At 43.2% G+C, this 19678-nt stretch carries 20 protein-coding genes; 13 read left to right on the forward strand and 7 right to left on the reverse strand.

What is annotated here, in order from left to right; translation table 11 throughout:
* Positions 1 to 2: 2 nt before the first annotated feature.
* From AC0J2X_RS10760 to AC0J2X_RS10785, 6 genes are all read right to left on the reverse strand, one after another.
* A complete protein-coding gene (locus tag AC0J2X_RS10760; RefSeq protein ID WP_472996019.1) occupies positions 3 to 1604 on the reverse strand; it encodes an ATP-binding cassette domain-containing protein in 1602 nt (533 codons plus the stop codon).
* Positions 1594 to 3471: an ATP-binding cassette domain-containing protein gene (locus AC0J2X_RS10765; RefSeq protein WP_472996020.1), complete on the reverse strand. Its 1878-nt coding sequence runs from the start codon at positions 3469 to 3471 to the stop codon at positions 1594 to 1596. Before AC0J2X_RS10765 ends, AC0J2X_RS10760 begins: the two co-directional genes overlap by 11 nt.
* A gap of 231 nt (positions 3472 to 3702) precedes the next feature.
* Positions 3703 to 3810 (reverse strand): cytochrome bd-I oxidase subunit CydX, encoded by a 108-nt coding sequence (gene cydX, locus AC0J2X_RS10770; RefSeq protein ID WP_061096111.1) that lies wholly within the window; start codon positions 3808 to 3810, stop codon positions 3703 to 3705.
* Positions 3811 to 3820: 10 nt separating this feature from the next.
* Complete coding sequence (gene cydB / locus AC0J2X_RS10775; RefSeq protein ID WP_014951150.1) at positions 3821 to 4957, reverse strand: cytochrome d ubiquinol oxidase subunit II; 1137 nt, start codon at positions 4955 to 4957, stop codon at positions 3821 to 3823.
* Positions 4954 to 6534, reverse strand: a complete 1581-nt coding sequence (locus tag AC0J2X_RS10780) for a cytochrome ubiquinol oxidase subunit I (protein WP_069945142.1) — start codon at positions 6532 to 6534, stop codon at positions 4954 to 4956. The genes cydB and AC0J2X_RS10780 overlap by 4 nt, the downstream gene beginning before the upstream one ends.
* 327 nt (positions 6535 to 6861) lie before the next feature.
* On the reverse strand, positions 6862 to 7467 hold the full coding sequence (locus AC0J2X_RS10785; protein ID WP_069945143.1) for a Tll0287-like domain-containing protein: 606 nt from the start codon (positions 7465 to 7467) through the stop codon (positions 6862 to 6864).
* A 155-nt stretch (positions 7468 to 7622) separates the two neighbouring features.
* Between AC0J2X_RS10785 and AC0J2X_RS10790 the strand changes: the two genes are divergently transcribed.
* From AC0J2X_RS10790 to AC0J2X_RS10840, 11 genes are all read left to right on the forward strand, one after another.
* Positions 7623 to 8903 carry a sigma-54 interaction domain-containing protein gene (locus AC0J2X_RS10790; protein WP_069945144.1) on the forward strand — a complete coding sequence of 427 codons (1281 nt, stop codon included), beginning with the start codon at positions 7623 to 7625 and terminating at the stop codon, positions 8901 to 8903.
* Positions 8904 to 9012: 109 nt separating this feature from the next.
* On the forward strand, positions 9013 to 9381 hold the full coding sequence (locus AC0J2X_RS10795) for a hypothetical protein (RefSeq protein ID WP_334038743.1): 369 nt from the start codon (positions 9013 to 9015) through the stop codon (positions 9379 to 9381).
* 71 nt (positions 9382 to 9452) lie between these two features.
* Complete coding sequence (locus AC0J2X_RS10800) at positions 9453 to 11570, forward strand: TonB-dependent receptor plug domain-containing protein (RefSeq protein WP_472996021.1); 2118 nt, start codon at positions 9453 to 9455, stop codon at positions 11568 to 11570.
* A 279-nt stretch (positions 11571 to 11849) separates the two neighbouring features.
* Complete coding sequence (locus tag AC0J2X_RS10805) at positions 11850 to 12410, forward strand: DUF2975 domain-containing protein (protein WP_334038741.1); 561 nt, start codon at positions 11850 to 11852, stop codon at positions 12408 to 12410.
* Entirely contained in the window at positions 12410 to 12643 is a 234-nt protein-coding gene (locus AC0J2X_RS10810) for a helix-turn-helix domain-containing protein (protein ID WP_334038740.1), read from the forward strand. Before AC0J2X_RS10805 ends, AC0J2X_RS10810 begins: the two co-directional genes overlap by 1 nt.
* Positions 12644 to 12664: 21 nt before the next feature.
* On the forward strand, positions 12665 to 13186 hold the full coding sequence (locus tag AC0J2X_RS10815; RefSeq protein ID WP_334038739.1) for a helix-turn-helix domain-containing protein: 522 nt from the start codon (positions 12665 to 12667) through the stop codon (positions 13184 to 13186).
* Between the two features lie 185 nt (positions 13187 to 13371).
* On the forward strand, positions 13372 to 13518 hold the full coding sequence (locus AC0J2X_RS10820; RefSeq protein ID WP_334038737.1) for a hypothetical protein: 147 nt from the start codon (positions 13372 to 13374) through the stop codon (positions 13516 to 13518).
* A 55-nt stretch (positions 13519 to 13573) separates the two neighbouring features.
* Positions 13574 to 14788: a hypothetical protein gene (locus tag AC0J2X_RS10825; protein ID WP_334038736.1), complete on the forward strand. Its 1215-nt coding sequence runs from the start codon at positions 13574 to 13576 to the stop codon at positions 14786 to 14788.
* A gap of 14 nt (positions 14789 to 14802) precedes the next feature.
* Complete coding sequence (locus AC0J2X_RS10830; protein WP_472996022.1) at positions 14803 to 15636, forward strand: hypothetical protein; 834 nt, start codon at positions 14803 to 14805, stop codon at positions 15634 to 15636.
* A complete protein-coding gene (locus AC0J2X_RS10835) occupies positions 15633 to 16601 on the forward strand; it encodes a lysophospholipid acyltransferase family protein (RefSeq protein WP_334038734.1) in 969 nt (322 codons plus the stop codon). Before AC0J2X_RS10830 ends, AC0J2X_RS10835 begins: the two co-directional genes overlap by 4 nt.
* Before the next feature lie 30 nt (positions 16602 to 16631).
* Positions 16632 to 16973: a PDZ domain-containing protein gene (locus AC0J2X_RS10840; RefSeq protein WP_334038733.1), complete on the forward strand. Its 342-nt coding sequence runs from the start codon at positions 16632 to 16634 to the stop codon at positions 16971 to 16973.
* A 28-nt stretch (positions 16974 to 17001) separates the two neighbouring features.
* On the opposite strand, the gene AC0J2X_RS10845 is transcribed toward AC0J2X_RS10840, so the two are convergent.
* Positions 17002 to 17772, reverse strand: a complete 771-nt coding sequence (locus tag AC0J2X_RS10845) for a sulfite exporter TauE/SafE family protein (protein WP_472996023.1) — start codon at positions 17770 to 17772, stop codon at positions 17002 to 17004.
* 628 nt (positions 17773 to 18400) lie between these two features.
* Between AC0J2X_RS10845 and AC0J2X_RS10850 the strand changes: the two genes are divergently transcribed.
* On the forward strand, positions 18401 to 18823 hold the full coding sequence (locus AC0J2X_RS10850; RefSeq protein ID WP_472996024.1) for a YybH family protein: 423 nt from the start codon (positions 18401 to 18403) through the stop codon (positions 18821 to 18823).
* A 144-nt stretch (positions 18824 to 18967) separates the two neighbouring features.
* Entirely contained in the window at positions 18968 to 19678 is a 711-nt protein-coding gene (locus AC0J2X_RS10855; protein ID WP_014951159.1) for a hydrolase, read from the forward strand.

The following is a 19678-nucleotide window of genomic DNA, read 5'->3' on the forward strand; positions in this document are numbered from 1 at the left end:
GGTCAATCCTGTATATTAAGGCTACTTGATAGCGTGCTGACTGCACAAAGGTTATCCATTCTCGCCTCTTCTAATAGTAGTGTTGATGATACATTTAACGCGCTTGGCGTAACGTGAGAAGCAACAAGGATGAGATGGTTGGCAGCATAGCGATTTAATACCTCACACACTTTATGCTGAGTAGTTACATCCAAGCCCTCGAAGGGTTCATCAACAAGCAACACTTTTGCGTGAGATAAAATAGCGCGCGCTAAGGCTAGTCGCTTACGCTCTCCCCCAGAAAGTGCCCTTCCCGCCTTGCCAACCCACATAGACAACGGCAACAGTGCCTCTAGCCCTAATTGAGCCAACAGGTTAGTCATGTCATCGAGGGGAATACCCATTCCGGCAGGGTCTAAATTTGAAGAGACACTGCCAGAAAGCACTATTGGCTCTTGTTCTACATAGCGCCAGTTTTTAATTAAGCCATCGGATATACGCATGCCATCCACTTCTTTAAGTCCAGTAGAAGGCACAACCCCCGCAATTGACTGAAGCAAAGATGACTTACCACAGCCTGACGGCCCGGATATACATACGATGCCAGTGGCTGGGAATGTAGCATTGACCAAAGGTAAGCGTCTATTTTTGGCAGTATAGCCAGATAACGTGAGTGAATGGTGCAGTTCGGTGCGTTCAAGTACTTTAATGGGTGAGGTTTTGAGCTTTTTAAGGGCCTTCGCGCTTTGTTTGTGCTGTGCAAACTTGGTAATGCTGTGAAAAGCCGCGCCAGCCCAATCAGGCGCAGCCATCAATATCATGGGCACTACAATAGCAATAGGCATATACGAAAAGTCAGATATTGGGCTAACTGCGCCCGACATAACTAACACTACCGCAAAAAACGCCGCGCCTTGAAACCACCAGCTCGCGCGTAGCGCTTTGTCTTTCTGCGTAGTTTGTTGTCGCCACACTTTGTCAGCACTCGGCACACTATTGATCACATGCCTACCCTCTTCCTTTGGCTTATCTGTCATTGCTTTATTTAAGTGCCATAAAGCGCTGCAGTTAAGAAAGTAGGCTGACTCTTGGCGAAACACTTTGTTTTCCTTTGTCGCTTTTTTCGCAACGTTTAAACCACTAAAGCCTTGCAGCACAACGATGATGAGCCAAATAACAAAAAGTGTAAGTAAAAACGAGGTGCCGGGAAGGTCAAACCATACCGCAGCAACGCAAAGGTTAGTGAATATAAATGTGATGTTAGAAAGCGGAGCTATCCAAGCAATCCACCGACTGGCAAGCGTTTCGGTATGCTGGGCTAATGCTTCTGTGGTGAACGCTTTGTCGGTAATTTTACTGTTTTCAAGTTGACTGAATACAAGCAAGCGACCCTCTGCGATACGGGTAAGCAAATCGTTATGACCCACCCACATACTTGCATATCCCGAAGCAATGCGAAGTAGTGCTAGCGCGCGAATAACCACCGCGGGAATAACGTAATTAAAACCTATTGGTGCAATAGCGCTGATAGCAATAAACCACGAAGAAATAACAAGAATGGTTATTCCTGCCACACCGTGTAAAAGAGCAAGCAGCAGCGTGAGATAAGCCGGTTTACTTTTCATCAAGGCTACGTTCCTTTTGATTGGCATTCATCTTAAAGCTCGTTTCCGTCACGCTGCTACAGCCTTGTAGGTGCCCGTCTTGTACTGCGCCTATTTTACTTTTAAGCCCTGCCTCTGATTTTGACATTGAGTTGGAAATGGCGTCTTGTTCATTCGTACTTCGCGATACCGTCCAAAAGCGGTTAAACCAGTTTGCAGGGAGTGCTTTGTGAGAAGCCCAAATCAGTGTTTTGTCTCTACCCAAACGTTCAATTAACTGTGCCAATCTTGCATGCTGGGAATCTGGCAAATGGGCTGTAGGCTCGTCTAGTAACCATATATCGTCTTTGCGCAACAGCGCTCTCGCTAGCGACAGCCGTTGCGCTTCTCCACCTGAAAGCAGCGGATAATCAGTCATTACCGTATCAAGCCCGCAAGGCAATAACGACAGCCACGCGTCAAGTTCTACTGTTTCTAGTGCTTTCATAAGCGCGTCGTCTGTATAGGTGTCGTTTAAGCACAAATTTTCACGCACGGTACCTGGCGTGATCACGGGGTGCTGGGTAATCCAAATTACCGGTTCACTGAATGTATGTGTGCTAGGTCTTTGACCGCCTAAGGCTTCTAATAATAGTGTTTTACCTGAACCAGAGCGCCCGCTAATGAGTATTTTATCGCCCTTTAATACTGCAAGGGATTCAGTGTGCAAAAGTGCAGGAGGATCATCAACAGCCGATTTATCCTTACCGCTCGGCAAGCGAGGTTGCGGGGCGTTTATGTCAAAAACCTTAAGGTTTTTAGCCGCAAGCAATACCTCGTGTTCTGATGAATAATGGTGGGTTGTGTCAGCTTTGACCGGGTTCATTGCACTACCATCAAGATTTTGTGTGAAGCGCGAGAATAACGGCGCGAGTTCAGCTTTGGCGGCTTCTGCTTGCGCCTTCTGATGGTATACCTGCCCCAACTTTTTCATTTCACTGAGTAACAATGGCACAGTCAGCAATATCCATAAGCCTTGCTGGAGCGTTATTTCCGGCCCAATACTCAATTCACCTAACAGTGAAAAACCAATAAATACTGCCGTAAGTGCAACCGCGAGTGTTGCGAAGAAGTCGAGCACGCTGTTGGACAAAAACGCTACGCTCACTACTTTCATAGTACGCGCATTCAAATTTTCACTGGCATCTTTAAGCAGGGCTGTTTGTTTTTGATGCGCCTGATAATTTGCCAGCATCGGCAGCGCGGCTAACCTATCAGTAAATAAACTTCCCAAACGTTCAAGGGCGATAAAATGCTTTCGATGTAGGGCAGCGGCTCCCTTGCCCACAATGATCATAAAAAGCGGCACTACAGGTAATGTTAGTAATAGGCCAATCCCTATAACGGGGTTCACATAAAAGATAACGGCTAAAGCAAACAAGGGGACAACAACTGCAATCAATTGCTGCACTCGATATTCAAGTGCCCAGTCAGCAAAAGCCTGTAAGTGCTGCAGCCACACCGTTTGCCAATAGTAAACCGAGTGCTGTCGAATAAGCGCATATTGACGCTCAATGAATACGTGTTGTAGGTGCTGTTCGAGCTTGTTTAATACCTGCATTCTTGCACTACTAGATAAGGCATTGAATGCGCCTTGAAGCAGCCAACTCATTCCCAGAGAAACGGCAAGTCCTGTGACATCACTCGCTGTTGCAGGAGTCTGGTTTACTACCCAGTCATGAGCAATATGTGAAAAATAATAGAACCCAATAATCAAAGAAAAAAGCGACAAACACTTAACCATTACTTGGGCCGTAAGAGAGGTACGCAAGCCAAGCGACTGCGCCTTATCTATCTTATTGGACCACGCGTTCAGCGTTTGCCGGTTGGGAACTTTTTCTTTGATCACTGTGGTTTTGACTCATCTTTTTCGTTACTTAGTAACGAGAGCAAATCTCGCATTTCTTTTTCATTCTTTTCCAAGTGGTGGTGGGCTGGCTGCAAGAACCTGCCAATTAAACTGATAGCGCGGTGTTCATCCGTTTTCAAACCTTCAGCAGCAGGGACGCTGCTGAAGAGCCCCCATGGATGGGTTTACGGCGTGTTTGAAAACGGATGAACTCCGCGCTATTTAAAACACCTAGTCTTCGGGTCTATCCATATTTTCCGTCGACTCCAACCACATGGCGTTGATAATGCCAAAAGAGCACGCCAGCAAAACTCCTAAAATCCAAGCGAAATACCACATAGCGTTCTCCTTAATAAATGGTGTGAGACTGGTCGAGGTCTTCGTTTTTAATGCGTCCGCGCATTACGTAAAAGCTATAGGCCGTGTAGCTAAGTACAATAGGCACAAAGATGCAGGCAACGATAAACATTACGTTTAGCGTCATATGGCTAGACGTAGCGTCCCATACGGTTAAGCTCGCTTCTGGCATGGTGATGCTTGGCATTAAGAATGGGAACATAGAAAAGCCAGCCGTTAAGATAACGCCTGCGATAAATAGCGCGCTCGATACAAACGCCATGCCTGCATTACCTTTCTTAGAGAAAAGCGCACAGGCCAGACCCGCAATAATACCCAGCACAGGTGCTGCCATCATAAGGGGGTATTTGCTGTAGTTGCTCATCCAAGCTCCAGCTTCAATGGCAACCTCTTTCTTAAGTGGATTTGACGTTGCAATAGTGTCGACTGCCGACGTAATCACGAAGCCATCTAATCCAAATGCTACCCAAAGACCTGCAAGTACAAATAGCGTGACACCAGCCAGGCTTAACACAACCGATACTGCACGTGCGCGAACTTCAATAAAGCCATCGGTTTTCATTTGTAGCCAGGTTGCACCGTGATTCAGCAACATAGCCACAGAAAGCAATCCTGCCACCAGCGCAAACGGTGTTAAAAGGCCAAAGAACGAGCCTGTGTAGGTTGATTTAAGCGTGCTGTCCATTTCAAACGGTACGCCCAACAGCAGGTTACCAAACGCCACACCAAAGATAAGGGCTGGGATAATACCGCCAGCAAATAGCGCCCAATCCCACGCTTTACGCCACTGAGGGTTTGGTAGTTTACTGCGGTAGTCAAAGCCTATCGGGCGCATCCAAAGGGCAATTAAGGTAAGGGCCAATGCTAGGTAAAACCCAGAAAACGCAGTGGCGTAAATCATCGGCCACGCGGCGAAAATAGCGCCACCTGCGGTGATAAACCAAACTTGGTTGCCATCCCAATGCGGTCCTACTGTATTTATCATTACGCGACGTTCTTTGTCATTTTTACCAATAAGCGTGAGCAGAGCTCCAACGCCCAAATCGAAGCCATCAGTAACCGCGAAGCCAATTAGCAGAACGCCAACCAAGCACCACCAAATGACTCTTAGTAATTCATAATCAATCATGCTTTTGCTCCTTGCTCATCAAGGTCAATAAGATCAAATTCAGTGTCAGGCTGCTTATCTGCAGGGGGAATCGGCCCTTTTTTGGCAAACTTCTTCATTAAGTAAAAACCAATAATGAACATGCCGGTGTAGAAAGCACTGTAGGCTACAAGGGTTATTACCACGTCGCTTACGGCGAGATTAGATACCGACGTATGCACCGGAAGCACCTCTGCAATTGACCATGGCTGGCGGCCATATTCAGCGACAAACCAGCCAGCCTCACAAGCAATCCAAGGAAGCGGCAAGCCGTAGAGCGCGCTTTTTAATAGCCAGCGTGGCTTAGTAATTTTGTGCTTGGTGCTGTAGTAAAAGGCACACACAAATAGCGCAAGCATGATAAAGCCAGCCGCAACCATCAAACGGAAACTCCAAAACAAAGGAGCAACTGGCGGAATGCTGTAATCTACTGCCTGTTGAAGCGCGGCATCAGAGGGGTTTGAAACGTTCTCAGTAAAAGGCTCTAGCAGCATGGCATAGCCTAAACTATCTTTATTTGCATCGAATGCAGCACGTTGCTCAGCTGTCGCGGTGCCGTTTCTTACATCATCAAGCACTTCATAGGCTTTAATTCCGCTTAGAATACGCTCGCGATTCTCTTCTTTAAGATCCTTAATACCTTTTACTTCTTCGGTTAACGAACGGGTAGCAATAATGCCCATTGCCCAAGGAATTTGAAGGGCGTACTCGGTTTCCTGCTTCTCGTCGTTTGGAATACCAAACACGGTAAACGGCGCAGGTGCAGGATGGGTTTCGTACTCAGCTTCAACTGCTGCCAGCTTCACTTTTTGTACATCACCAAGCTCATAACCACTCTCATCACCTAGCACGATCACAGAAAGCGTTGAGGCTAGGCCAAAGCTAGCAGCTATGGCGAACGAACGGCGCGCAAAGGCGATATGCTTATGATTAAGCAGGTAGTAACTTGAAATTGCCAACACAAACATTGCGCCGGTCACGTAACCTGCTGATACAGTGTGAACAAATTTGACCTGTGCTACGGGGTTAAAAATAACCTCAGCAAAGCTTGTCATTTCCATACGCATGGCTTCAAAATTAAATTCAGCGCCTACCGGGTATTGCATCCAGCCGTTAGCAATCAAGATCCACAGTGCAGAGAAGTTTGAACCAATGGCCACCAGCCAAGTCGCCATCAGATGCTTCACCTTTGACATTTTGTCCCAGCCAAAGAAAAACAACCCCACGAAGGTAGATTCCAGGAAAAAGGCCATTAGGCCTTCGATGGCAAGTGGCGCACCGAAGATATCGCCTACATAGTGAGAATAGTAAGACCAATTCATTCCGAACTGGAATTCCATGGTTAAGCCTGTGGCTACACCAATGGCAAAGTTAATTCCAAACAGCTTTCCCCAGAATTGGGTCATCTGCTTATAAATTTCTTTACCCGTCATTACGTATACCGATTCCATAATGGCAAGTAAGAAACTAAGCCCCAAAGTTAAGGGTACAAATATAAAGTGGAACATTGCAGTTAATGCAAATTGCCACCGCGATAGTTCTATTAACGTATCGCTCATGGGTTATCTCCCTTGTATTTCGTGTGCGCGTTAAACGCTTAGCAGAAAAGTGGTTTAAAATTCAGTGATGAACACATGAATATGCCGCATGGCAAGAGCACGGTTTATGCCATACATCAGTAATTTGGCTGCTAAAGCGCAATTACCGATAAACGGCGGTATTTTCGTACTGTGCAGATAAATTATTCCACGACCGAGCGTGTGGCTTATTGATCCAACGCAACAATTGATGGCGATGCATTCGCCATATTTGTCATTTAGGTGACAAATATGGCACAAGAGAAAGGCTGCTTAGCAGATTGTCAAAAAGTGGAGTATAAGGAAAAGTTAAGGGGTATATGAGAGTGTGAACGCGCCTCGTAATTCTCCCAATTCAAACCCTGTAGCTTGATCACTGGGATAGTGCTTTAGAATGGATTGTTTTACTGAAGGTGCCACATTGGCTCCGTGGCATGCCATGCACACCTGACCTTGTTCAATCGCCATCATGTACCTAAACTCACCGCTTTCGCTATCGTATTGATAAGTTTCAATAGGTCTTTTAGGGGCCAAATTGTCTTGCTTAGCTTTGGTCAGTAATTGTGAAAACCACGCTAACTGCTCACGCTCCCATTGATCTGCCGCATTGTTTGGGTTCCTTACTTTCAGCGCGGTACGCCCAACCTCCCACCCGTTTTGACTAAGCGCCAGAGCAATAGGAGCCGCTGCAATCTGGCATTCGTTAACGCCAGCCTCTAGCCCTCCGGATTGAATTGCTTGCTGTAGTCGTGACTTTAGCGCGCCTCCCAGTGCTTTTGCGTGTAATCGCGCTTCTTTGACTTTTTCCTGTACACTGTTTTCACTTTTTTTCTCATTGGCAGTCACTGTATCTGCCAATGAATGAGCACTACTTGCCAATAAGCTTATCGCCACCAGCATTACGCTATTTTTCATTATAAAACTCTCTTTGGAACTGAATGAGTTGCTACCGAAGTATTGTCGTTTGTCTCAAACTGTGAACAAGCTCTATGCCAATATGATAAATTGCCAAAATTAAATTAGAACAAACTAATATTCAGCCACCCATGAATATATCCATAGTACAAGCGATGATAGATGCGATAGATAAACCCGCAATCTTCATTAACCCAAGCTACGTTATTGAAGCTGTCAACCAGCCCTACAGAGATACCTACCCTGTGGATATAAAGCTTGGCTTTAGTACCTGCTATCAAGTCTCTCACCGCAACAACAAACCTTGCGATAAGTGCGGCGAGCATTGCCCCATGCAAGAGAGTAAAGCCACAGGACGAGCGGCTAGCGTAGTACACGTTCATACCACCAGTGAGGGTCAAAGCTACTGCGACATCCTCATGCGCCCGATCTTCGACGGTAGCGGAGAATTATTAGGTTTCTTGGAAATACTTGATAAGCTTTCGTTTGCCTCAAACCGACCTTCAGCAGGAAAGATGGTCGGCGAATCAGAGGCATTTAAAGCAATGCTAAACAAAATAAATCGCGCCGCTAACTCAGATATTTCAGTACTACTGTTTGGCGAAACCGGCACGGGTAAAGAGCTGGTGTCCCAAGCACTTCACTCGAGTAGTCACCGTGCTGGCAAACCATTTGTTGTCATCGAGTGTACCGGCATGTCTGACACGCTGCTTGAAAGCGAACTATTCGGTTATGAAAAAGGGGCATTTACAGGCGCAACCACAAATAAGAAAGGGCTCGTAGAAGCAGCGGAAGGCGGCACATTGTTTTTTGATGAAGTCGGCGATATCCCACTTTCAACACAAGTAAAGCTTCTGCGGCTGTTCGAGTCTCAAACTTATCGGCCTGTAGGAAGCACAGTGTCTAAAAAGGCTGATTTTCGTTTAGTGTGTGCATCTCACAAAAATCTAAAGCATATGGTGGAAACGGGCGAATTCAGACAGGACCTCTACTACCGCATTGCCGGTTTTCCTATCAACCTCCCTTCTTTACGACAAAGAAAATCAGATATAGCACTGATAGCCGCTCACTTTTTGGCAATGTCTAAAGAGAAAAAACGGTTTCATAAAAACGCGCTAGAAAAACTAACCAACTACCCGTTCCCAGGCAATATTCGCGAACTCAAAAACATTGTAGACCAAGCTATTTTACTGGCTGATGAAACCGTTATTTACGATACAGACTTACCCGAGCTCGATAACATAAGCTCTGATGCTATCAATGATGCCTCTTCATCTCACGGTAACGTTGTAACCTTAGACGAATTGGAACGCCAATACTTACGTCAGATTCACACGTCTTTTGAAGGCGATACCCAGCAACTTGCACAAGCGCTGGGAGTGAGTACCCGTACACTTTACAGAAAGCTGAAAAAAGCGGGGGTTGGAGATACTTAAAAATAATAGGTAGAAAAATTACCAAAACGCGGGCTATGATAAAAAGGCGCTAACCAGATAAAGAAAAATGACTTTAAGACGCCTACTTACATTAACACTTTGCCTTTGTATGCTTTTGCAGAATGCATTAGCACTTGGCCTTGCTGCCCATACTATGCAGCAAGCACGTGCGTTTGTGGGTGAAGATATTGAACTTATTTGTACTGGCAAGACCATGCGCTACATTTCAATTAGCGCCACTGAGTTTGAAGGTGAGTTCGTTTTTGTTAGCCCCGAACTGCTCAAAGCACCCGCCGAGCACGTTGACTGTACCAATGGCACGTTAGCCGACTTACCTCAGATTGACGAGCCACTACATGCCACATTACCCTTACTATCGCTGGTTCGCTATCGCGCTTTAGTCGCGCGTTTAGCGGCTAAGCCCTTTACAGATTTTGCTTACGCGGCGCCGCTAAGTCGTGCCCCACCACACGCATAACAACCTCCAAAACACACTGAACATGCATGCTTTCACCATGCACAACACTCGTTTTTTAAAATGGAATTGTTATGAAGCAATCTATCATTGCGCTTGCTGTATTCACTGCGTGCGCGCCCGTACACATTTACGCAAACACCAGCGACTTGGACGATAACACTTCGACAGAAGTGGTCACCGTTATTGGCACACCGCTTTCCCTTAGCACGCAAAATATCGAGCAAGAGTCTGTTAGTGCTACCAGCAATATTGACGCTGACTTTGGCGATCAGCTTGCCACATTACCTGGCGTGTCGATATCTCGAAACGGCCCAGTCACCGGGCTTATTCAGTATAGAGGACTTTATGGTGACCGAGTTGGCGTAAGCATTGATGGCGTTGATATTGCTGGAGCAGGACCAAACGCCATGGACTCGCCCCTTTCTCATGTGCTGCCAGAACCAGGACTCACCGCCACCCTTTACCAGGGGATTGTGCCAGTAAGTGCTGGTGTGCAGACGCTAGGCGGAAAGCTTCGCATTCACTCTGATGCCTCAGCACTTTTTGACTTGAATACAGGCTTTAGCGGTAGCGTAAGTGCTAGCGCAATATCTCCGGGGAGCGGTCAGCAATACCAAGGCAATCTGTTTTATAAGAGTGAGCAGGCTTTTATTAGCGGCACCTTCACTCATCAGCAGCGCGACGAACAAGAGTCGGGAGATAACAGCGTTATACCAAACAGCCATTACCAAAGAAATGGTGGTAAGTTTAGGGCGGGCGTCGAGTGGGGCAATCACCAAGTCGATGTGAGTTATCAGCAACTTAATACTAACGAAAGCGGCACGCCTGCTCTAGCCATGGACATTGGTTTTATTGATGCCGCTTGGTATCGACTGGGCTATCGCTATAATGCAAACGATAGGGAGTTCTTCACGTTAAGCTGGTTTGGCAACAGCAACCAACATGCCATGGACAACTTCTCACAGCGCATGGTGATGTCTGCCGACATGGCGAGAGAGAATAACGCTGATGCTATTGCTCAAGGTGTAGATGCCACCTATGTAATGCCATTTTATGAAGGTGACCTCAAACTAGGTGCCTATCTGCACCACAGCAGGAATAACTCGACCATCACCAACCCTAATAACGGCATGTTCTTCGTTGATAACTTTACCAACGTAGAAAAAGACACAGCCAGCATATACGCAGAATGGCAGCGAGATAAAGCATCTTTTTCAACAACAATTGGTACCCGATATACACGTGTTGACATGGATGCCGGGCTAGCCGGTTCTAATATGGTTATGATGAACCCAGCCATTGCTTCACTCGTTGATGATTTCAACGAGGCAGAACGCAGTAAGAGCTATAACATGTTAGATATTGCCGCTAGCACGCGATATCACGCCAGCAACAATGTCGATGTTGTCCTTGGCGTATCGCAGAAAAACCGTGCCCCTACTTACTTCGAACGCTATACGTGGCTGCCTCTTGGTATTTCTGGGGGAATGGCAGACGGGTTTAACTACATTGGAAACTTGGCTCTAGACAACGAAACTGCACGCCAAATAGATGTGGGTATTGATTACCGTTTCAAAAGCTGGTCAGTTTCTCCTCGCCTCTTTTATCAAGAAATTGAAGACTATATTACTGGTTCTCCCAGCACGAATATGGCTGCCAATATGGTCTCTACCATGATGGCAGGCACAACACCATTTCAATGGACTAATACAGACGCCGTAATCAAAGGGGCAGATCTGAATGTTTCGGGTAACGTGTTTGATAACGTGAAGCTTAACGCAGTAGCAAGTGTTCAGCACGGTAATCGCGACGATATCGACGATGCGTTGTTTCGTATTGCCCCCGAACAGCTGATCACCACCATTCAGTGGGACACACAGCTGCTTGATGCGCCAATGGCACTCCAATTAACGTCAGAATTGGCAGGAGCACAAAACCACGTTTCAGCGCTACAAAGTGAAAACACTACCGCTGGATATGGATTGGTGCATATTACGGGGCTTTTTACCCTTATAGATAATGCACATTCAAACCTTCAGGTAACGGCAACCGTTCATAACCTGTTTGATAAACACTACGCCCCACACACTGCCGGAATTAACCGCGTGATGAATACTGATGTTGTAGTAGGTGAGCGAGTACCCGCTGCGGGACGAGAGTGGCTAATTTCACTATCTTTAGCCTTTTAGATTGATTGTGGGGGCGGTACCCGCCCCATAATTAGATTTAGACTACTGTGAAAGAGCAGCAGCATCATCAAGTAACAAATCGTCAAAGCAAGATCTTCACTTCAGCTATCTGTAAAGTACGCCCACTCTTAACTCTTAGAAGACTGTAAATCGTTAATTTTTTATTGTTAAACGATAAATATTTATTGATTTAAAATAACTCATCGGTATATTGAGTGTTTGTTGAACATTTTTCGCTTCACGTTTAGCTAACTGTATTGATAGAGTCATGGAAAGGGTATGAATAAAATCATCAAAATTAGTAAGGTTGCTAAACTCTTGGTATTAGTTGCAGGTATTATTCAAGCCCTCATTTTTTCCTACTTTGCGATGGTCAACACGACTTCGGCTTCTACGCACCAGAGCTTTGGGGAAAAGAGCGTCAACTTATCTGCAATACACGATAAATGGTTGAGCTATGCTCAAGCTCTAGAAGGTATAGGCATCAATAGTTTCTGGGTACTAGGTCCGTTAGATTTTATCGTCCAATTGGTAATTTTCTTTTTTCTCTTTAAGTTATTCTCTCTCTATGAAAAAGGAATAATTTTTAATGTAAAGAACAGCCAATATTTACAATTAATTGGTATCACGATGTTCTCTTACGGTATTGCAATGATATTCCTCCCATCTTTGGTTTCGAGATTCATTAACATTTTCTTTAATTACCCAACATTGGAAATAAACTATTACTTAGGGAGTAACGAGATTAGCCAGCTCATTTGGAGCTCCGTCATATTGGTTATTTCATGGGTAATGAAAGAGGCAAGTCTTATGAAAGAAGAGCAAGGGTTGGTGATCTAATGGCAATAGTCGTCAATTTAGATGTTGTTTTAGCGCAAAGAAAAGTAAAACTCAAAGACTTATCTAAAAAGCTAGGAATAACTATACCGAATCTCTCTATTTTAAAAAGTGGTAAAGCGAAAGCCATTAGATTTACAACGTTAGATGCGCTATGTGAAGCACTAGATTGCTCACCAGGAGACATCTTACAATATCAACCATCCGAATCAAATAGAGATAATAACGAGAAATAAAAGACAAATGGACTAGTACACATGGAAAGTATTCTACTCGCTTTAGCTTTTTTTGGCTTAACCGTTCTCTTTACTTCGATCTTCAATTTTAAAATCACATCTACGTTTAATTTAAAAAATAGAGGATTAAATCTTGAGCAAGATTATACTCTTTTTAATAAAGATAAAAAAAATAAAGCTAACAAACTTTATTCCTCGGCAATCGAAAAGGATAAAGAACTGGTAGACAAAGCGATATCTCTTATTGAAATCAATTTTTCTAATCCTTATTTTAATTGCGAAAAAATCGCAAGCACACTAAACATAAGCCAGAGAAGCATTCAAAGAAAATTCAAGAATCTAGGAAAAGAGTCTCCAAGCAGGTTAATTAAAAGTAAGCGATTAGAATATGCAACTATTCAGCTAAACTCCGGAAAGCAAATAAAGAACATAGTTTTCGAAAGTGGCTTTTCTTCTCAATCATATTTTTGCAAATGCTTCAAAGAAAAATATGGATGTACACCATCAGAGCATTTAATAAAAATACAAAACAATAATAATTAAGCTTCACATCGACAATAAAAATCACGCCAAAAAATAACAATTATTCGACAGACGTGATTTTTAAAGGGTTTGTCTTATATTTGTTATTTAAATTATTTTTTTTGAATGACAGAATTATCTCCGTCGAAGCAACACTTCGTCGAAAATTCACATTTATAAATTTAATTTAATAAGGGAACGTCATTATGACTATTGAACACAACGAGTTACAAAACGATTTAGAAAACGAATACTCAGTAGAAGCTCTAGAAGCGCGCTTTGAAATGGAAGCTATGGTAGATAGTGGCGATGAGAGCACTAACGGTAGCTGTGAATGTAAGGTTATTTGGTAGTCTAGCTGAGAGAGGCTCATGAGCCTCTCTCCGTTTCAACTGTATTGATAAGCTAATGTCTTTATTATTGCATCCCAACATCAAAATCAGTGAATTTGAAGCCGCTCATAATGTTGAAGAGGTCAAGCAAGACAGGTTTCTAATTCAATGTGAACATTTGAATTATGTTGTATCTCGGCCTGTAAAAGTGCTGATAGAAGCTCTACTTAAATCCCAGTCGCTAAACATTCAACTAAATGAAAGCTATTTTTCGCTTTGCAACAAAAATTTATCTGACGAAGAAGTTGCCGCTCTTGCATATGAGCATATTCCTTCTGAACTTTTTGCGGTAACAGAAATTTCTGACCAGAAAATGCCTTTTATTCTTAGCATAACATTGTTACCAGAAAGAGTTTTGATGCCCGTAACAAAAAAACTCACACCACTATTTAGCAAATGGATAGTAATTTTCATGACCCTGCTATTCACAGCGACTCATGGTTCATTACTTTCGAAGATAACACAATTTTCAACGTCAGGGTTATCCCTCAGTGATGGTTTCCAGTTCATTGTTTTAATGTTATTAAGCTACTTTATTCACGAATTGGGACATGTCACTGCGTGCAGGCGTTATGATTGCCCTCATGGCGATATTGGGATGGGCATCTACTTTGTGTTCCCCGTGTTTTACGCTGACGTTTCTAAAGCTTGGCGCTTGAAGCGTAATCAACGTGCAACTGTAGACCTAGGTGGCCTCTACTTTCAAGCTATACTTTTGATAATAATTGACATATATGCTTACCTAAATAACAGTGCTTTAGCATTCATGCTATCTTGGACCATCACGCTTACAATGCTTCATACTCTGAATCCATTTTTTAAGTTCGATGGATATTGGCTGCTAAGTGATTTAAGCGGAATCACTAATCTACATGAAAAAATGCGGTCAGCATTAATCTCACTAAAGAACAAGTTAATTCACAACAAACCATTAGGTATTGAGCAAGATAAAACTCTTTACATTTTAATTCCATATAGCCTTTTAACTATTCTTTTTTTTGTTTATGTAGCATCTTTTCTCTTCCGAAAACTGGTAAATACAAGTCATGAACTATCTGACATAGTCAATGATGCACCAGTACAGGGACTACTAGATACATTAAGCTATATTATTTTAAATGATAATATTTTTACATTTCTTCAAGGTGTGTTGTGGGTTGCATTATCATGCTTGCTTTTAACCTTCTACATCAAGCGAATATCCGGCTTACTTTATTCTAAAAGCAATTAATAGAAGATAACTCAATGAAATTTCTTAAACAACTGAACAAGGCTCGAACTAAAAACAAGTATATTGCTGGTCAACATAAAGCTCTTCAGGCTTTTTGTTCGAATAAAATTTCAATTGAAGTACCGGTTGCACTTAAGCATCTATCTAATCTACGAAAGCTTGATAAAAAACGATATGAGACAGCACCGCCAATAAATTTTTGCCAAAAAAGCATCAGCTTATCAGGGTCGATAATAATATCACCTTACAGCAACGATTTATTCGCTCTCATCGAGCGTCTTTATCAATATAAAGCGTTTCATATTTATATTATAAAAGACCAAGACGATTCAGTGCCTTTTTTGACACAACTAACAGCGTTGAAGAGAGTAAGTTTGATTAATCATAGAACTGCATTAACGCTCGATAAACGCAGACAATGCTCAGCATCGGTTTTCATAAGTGTTCCAGAATTTCATCCAAAAAGCGTTTCCAGTGAACATTTAATTTCTATCTTTACTCACAGGTGCAAATTTTCTTCGTATTCCTGGCTTTTAAAGAAGAAACAGCAATTACCTATCTACTATTTGGATAAAAATAGTATTTTAGTTAAAGCAGATTGTGCTATTAACACATACAAAGCACTTGAGGCTCAATACAACTCGTCACCTGAAAGTATATTTAGCTGGAGTCGATTAAATGGTCATAAGGAAAGTGAGCTTTCTCAGCGTTTCATCTCCCAGGCGAACCAACTAGAAGCACTTTTACGTTACATGAGGCCACATTTTAAGAGCATCGATCTTCAGCTTACCTTAGAAACAATAACAAAAAACAAACTCGCGATCTTGGCAGGGAGCTTAAACGAATGACCGATAATCTCTTAAGCGCTCACATAAGCACAATGTCTAATGTCTGGCGTGCACTGACCGACGAAAAACTAAAGAAAAACCTCAAGAAATCATTTAGCCATACAAATACATCGTTTACTTTGAGAAACGTATACAGCCATCTTTGGTCAATGGAGCGTACTCATCGCTTCAATCAGTTTTGTCTAAATAGTTCGCATGCAACCTTAACAAAGTTTCTAAATGAAAGAGTTACTATAAGCAATAAAGTCTATTGGAGAGAGGTACATAATTTTGACGGGCCGGTTATTTTCGTGACCCCACACTATGGCCCTTTCTCTATAGGATGTTTGAAAGCTATCTTAGATATGGGAGCAACCAGAACAATTAATGCGTTTTACGATCCTCCTCAAAAAAATTCAACCAACGCAATTTATAAAGATGTTCTAGGTTCGTTGGGTAGCGGTTTTAACCCAATATTTAACGATAAGAGAGGACTAGTAAGCGCAATTAAAAGGCTTAAAAACAATGAAATAGTAACTATGATGCCGGATGTTTTTGACTTATCAGGTCAGTCCATTTCAGTTCCTTTTTTTGGCCATTTTGCTTCTGCAATGGCAGGCACAGCCTTTCTTACGCTGAAGACAAATGCGCTAGTTTTACAAGCGTATTGTGTACCTACTGCATCAGGCGGTGTGCATTGCCTTTTGGATGAACCGTTTCGATATGTTCAAACAAATGATTTTGAGCAAGACATTTTTGAGTTAACAAGCATCCTTTTTAAATCGATAGAGCAGCAAATAAGAAAAGCTCCTGAACATTGGGTCTATTTGCGGCAGCTAAATGAGCGCTTGGGTTTACCCTTGCCCCAAAATCAGGGTTTCGAGAATAGCAGAGGAAAAATTTCAGCTGTAGCTAACAGTCTGAATATTGATACAAACTACATTTCAAATGTTATTCAGGCATATAGTAAAAACGAATTTTTATAATCCATTCTTTACTCTCTCAAAGGAAAATTTATGTGTCGACTACTAATTTTGTCACTTGTAACACTTTTAACGCTCCAAGCTGAAGCAGCCGAAAAAAAAGAAACTGGCTTTAAGCTTAACGTTACAGTCAAAGGTTTCTTTGCGCCAGAGGTCACCAGCGCGACAGTACAGTCAGTCGAACCTAATTCACTTGCTGAATCTTTAGGCGTTGAAACAGGAGACAAGTTGATTAGTATTATGGGATGTAAAATTCCAGGATGCCCTGCAAGTCAGGCTAAAAGCTATATATCTCAGAAAGTAGGTACTCGTGTATCATTTGAGTTTGTGTCAACTTCGGGTAAAAATTATAAAATTTCGATACCACTTACATAATATAACCCCTTTATAATAAAGGTATCTCCTAGTAAAGATGCTTACTTGCGTCAACAATTAGCCTAATAGCTAACAGTGTCACCACTATCTTGAACGCCAGCATAAATTTTTCAGCTGGGACACGCTTTAATACTTTCAAGCCGATGAATGTGCCGAGCGCACCACTGGCAATCATGATAATGATTAGCCCGGCCCACTGGGCAAAAGAAAACCCTACAAAGGTAAAAACAAACGCTTTAAGGCCGTGTTGCAGTGTCATACAGCTGGCAAACGTGCCGGTAATCTGCATTTTGCTGTAATTATTTCGGTGTACAAATGCCGCCACCAAAGGCCCTGTGGCACCTACAAACATTGAAACCAACGTGGTTACCAACCCTGCCAATGTTCTACCCGCGGGGTTCATTTCTTGTGCTTTGGGTTTACTCCCCCACACCAGAAATAAAATAAATGCAGCAACCGCAAATTGAATAATAACCAACGGCAGCTGAACCACAACAAACGAGGCCAAAAAAGCGCCCACAATTGCGCCTAAAGAAAAATACTTCAGCATATTCCAGTCGATATGCTTTGCCGTCATCAGTGCACGGTTGCCGTTCGAACCAAGCTGTACTAAACCGTGAACCGGGATCAGCGCATTGACTGGCATAGTACCGGCCATTACTGCCAGTAATAAGACCCCGCCACCAATACCCAGCGTTGCTGTCATCATCGACGTAAAGAAGGAGGTAACAACAAGTATTACTGATGATGACATCGACATCGCATCATTGGCCGTTAACCAGCTATAAAGTAACTCCAAGGGTCAAATTCCACCTTAATTCGTAACACAGTTTGTATGGTTTGAGTGATCATTACACCAAAACATATCGTTTAAATATCATACAAAAATCACGCCTAGCGCGTTAGGTTATTTATCATGCCTTCTATTAGTTATTTAAACAAAGCACTTCGGATAATACACGACAAGCAATGTACAAAAGGCGCTAAGCTAGTTGCCAGGCAACTTCTCCGCAATAGCGGGTTCACTGATAGAGATATTTATGATTGTTTAAAGCAGGGCTCGATTATTCGCATTACCATATTTGAAGCCTAGGGTAACGTTAAACCTTACATCTTATATCTTACACTTACCGCTTGCCCACCCACTCGCATGGGTCTAATTTCTACACCTAAAAACCCATTGACTTTCTTCATTGTGCACAGGATACTCGGGTCATTAAATACTCACTAGCAGCGCACTGTTTTTAAATACTATGCCTAAAAACACGATTACACATACTGCTTACTCAGCGACTGCGCTGATTATTATTCTCGCTATTCTAAGGAATGGGCGGGTTAGGTAGTGCGTAAATAGAATTCACTAAACCCGCCGCAAAGGCGGGTTTTTTATTGGCTCGTCTTGCGGTAAAAATAACGGAACGACAGCCATGAACAATCCAATATCTCACGTGTTACAACAGTTGCATGACGCAGTAAACCGCGGCGATCAAGACGCCTTATCCCAATGTTATGCTAGCGATGCAACAGTGGTCGCGACCCCCATGTCCAGCTCAACGCAAAACCAAGCCGCTGAAGAACATGCCACGCAGCGCGACTGCGTTGAAGCCCTGCTTAAATTTCAAAAGAAATTCATGCCCGATCATTTTGTTACAACCGGAGATGAACGGGTTATACAAGCCGGTGAAGTAGCGCTAGTCGTCGCGAAGCTTTACCTTGTTCCCAAAGCAACACCCAACGCCCTACCCTGCGAGGGTAAGCGCGCCGTTTATGTTCTGCAAAGGGATGCAAGTGGAGAATGGCGCTGTGTCATCGATAACTTCTTCGGTACTGACTTGTTAGATTTTGCGTGATTCTCTCAAATTTAAATTTATTATTCTAAAAATTAGAATAATATATCGAAATATTACGCATTTTAAACCAAGTAAAACGAACATAAGATTTATCTCGAGGTTTACGAAGTACTCACGACAAACTTAATCCAAGAGGAAATCACAATGTTCAATATTAAAAAATCAATGGCAGCACTTGTTACTGGCTTAACCTTTCTTGTCCCTTCTGTGCAAGCGGGAGAGCCAGCCAAGAGTCTTCTTACCCCCGACAATCACACGGTCATTCTTATTGACCACCAGCCTCAAATGGCGTTTGCAACACGCTCACATTCAATCGAAGACGTGCGCAACAACGTGACAGGTCTAGCAAAATCTGCCAAGGCGTTTAACGTACCCACTATTCTGACAACCGTAGCTGAAAAGTCATTCAGCGGCCCGCTTTTCCCGGAATTAAAAGCAGTATTCCCCGACCAAACACCTATTGACCGCACAACGATGAACACCTGGGAAGATAAGCGAGTCACCGACAAGGTTAAGAAATTTAAAAAGAACAAAATTGTTATTGCAGCGCTTTGGACAGAAGTTTGCGGTGTAGGGCCAGTGCTGTCTGCCATTGAAGAAGGCTATGACGTGTATTTTGTAACCGATGCGTCTGGCGGTGTATCTAAAGAAGCTCACGACATGGCGGTTCAGCGTATGATTCAGGCAGGTGCTCAGCCCATTACTTGGTTGCAGTACCTTCTAGAACTTCAACGTGATTGGGCTCGCACTGAAAGCTATGTGGACGTGACAAACATCGCAAAAGAACATGCTGGAGGATACGGTTTAGGCCTTATTTACGCAACCGAAATGTTTAACGCCAAAGAAGGCCAGTAG

The sequence above is a fragment of the Alteromonas sp. R7 genome (assembly GCF_055755235.1).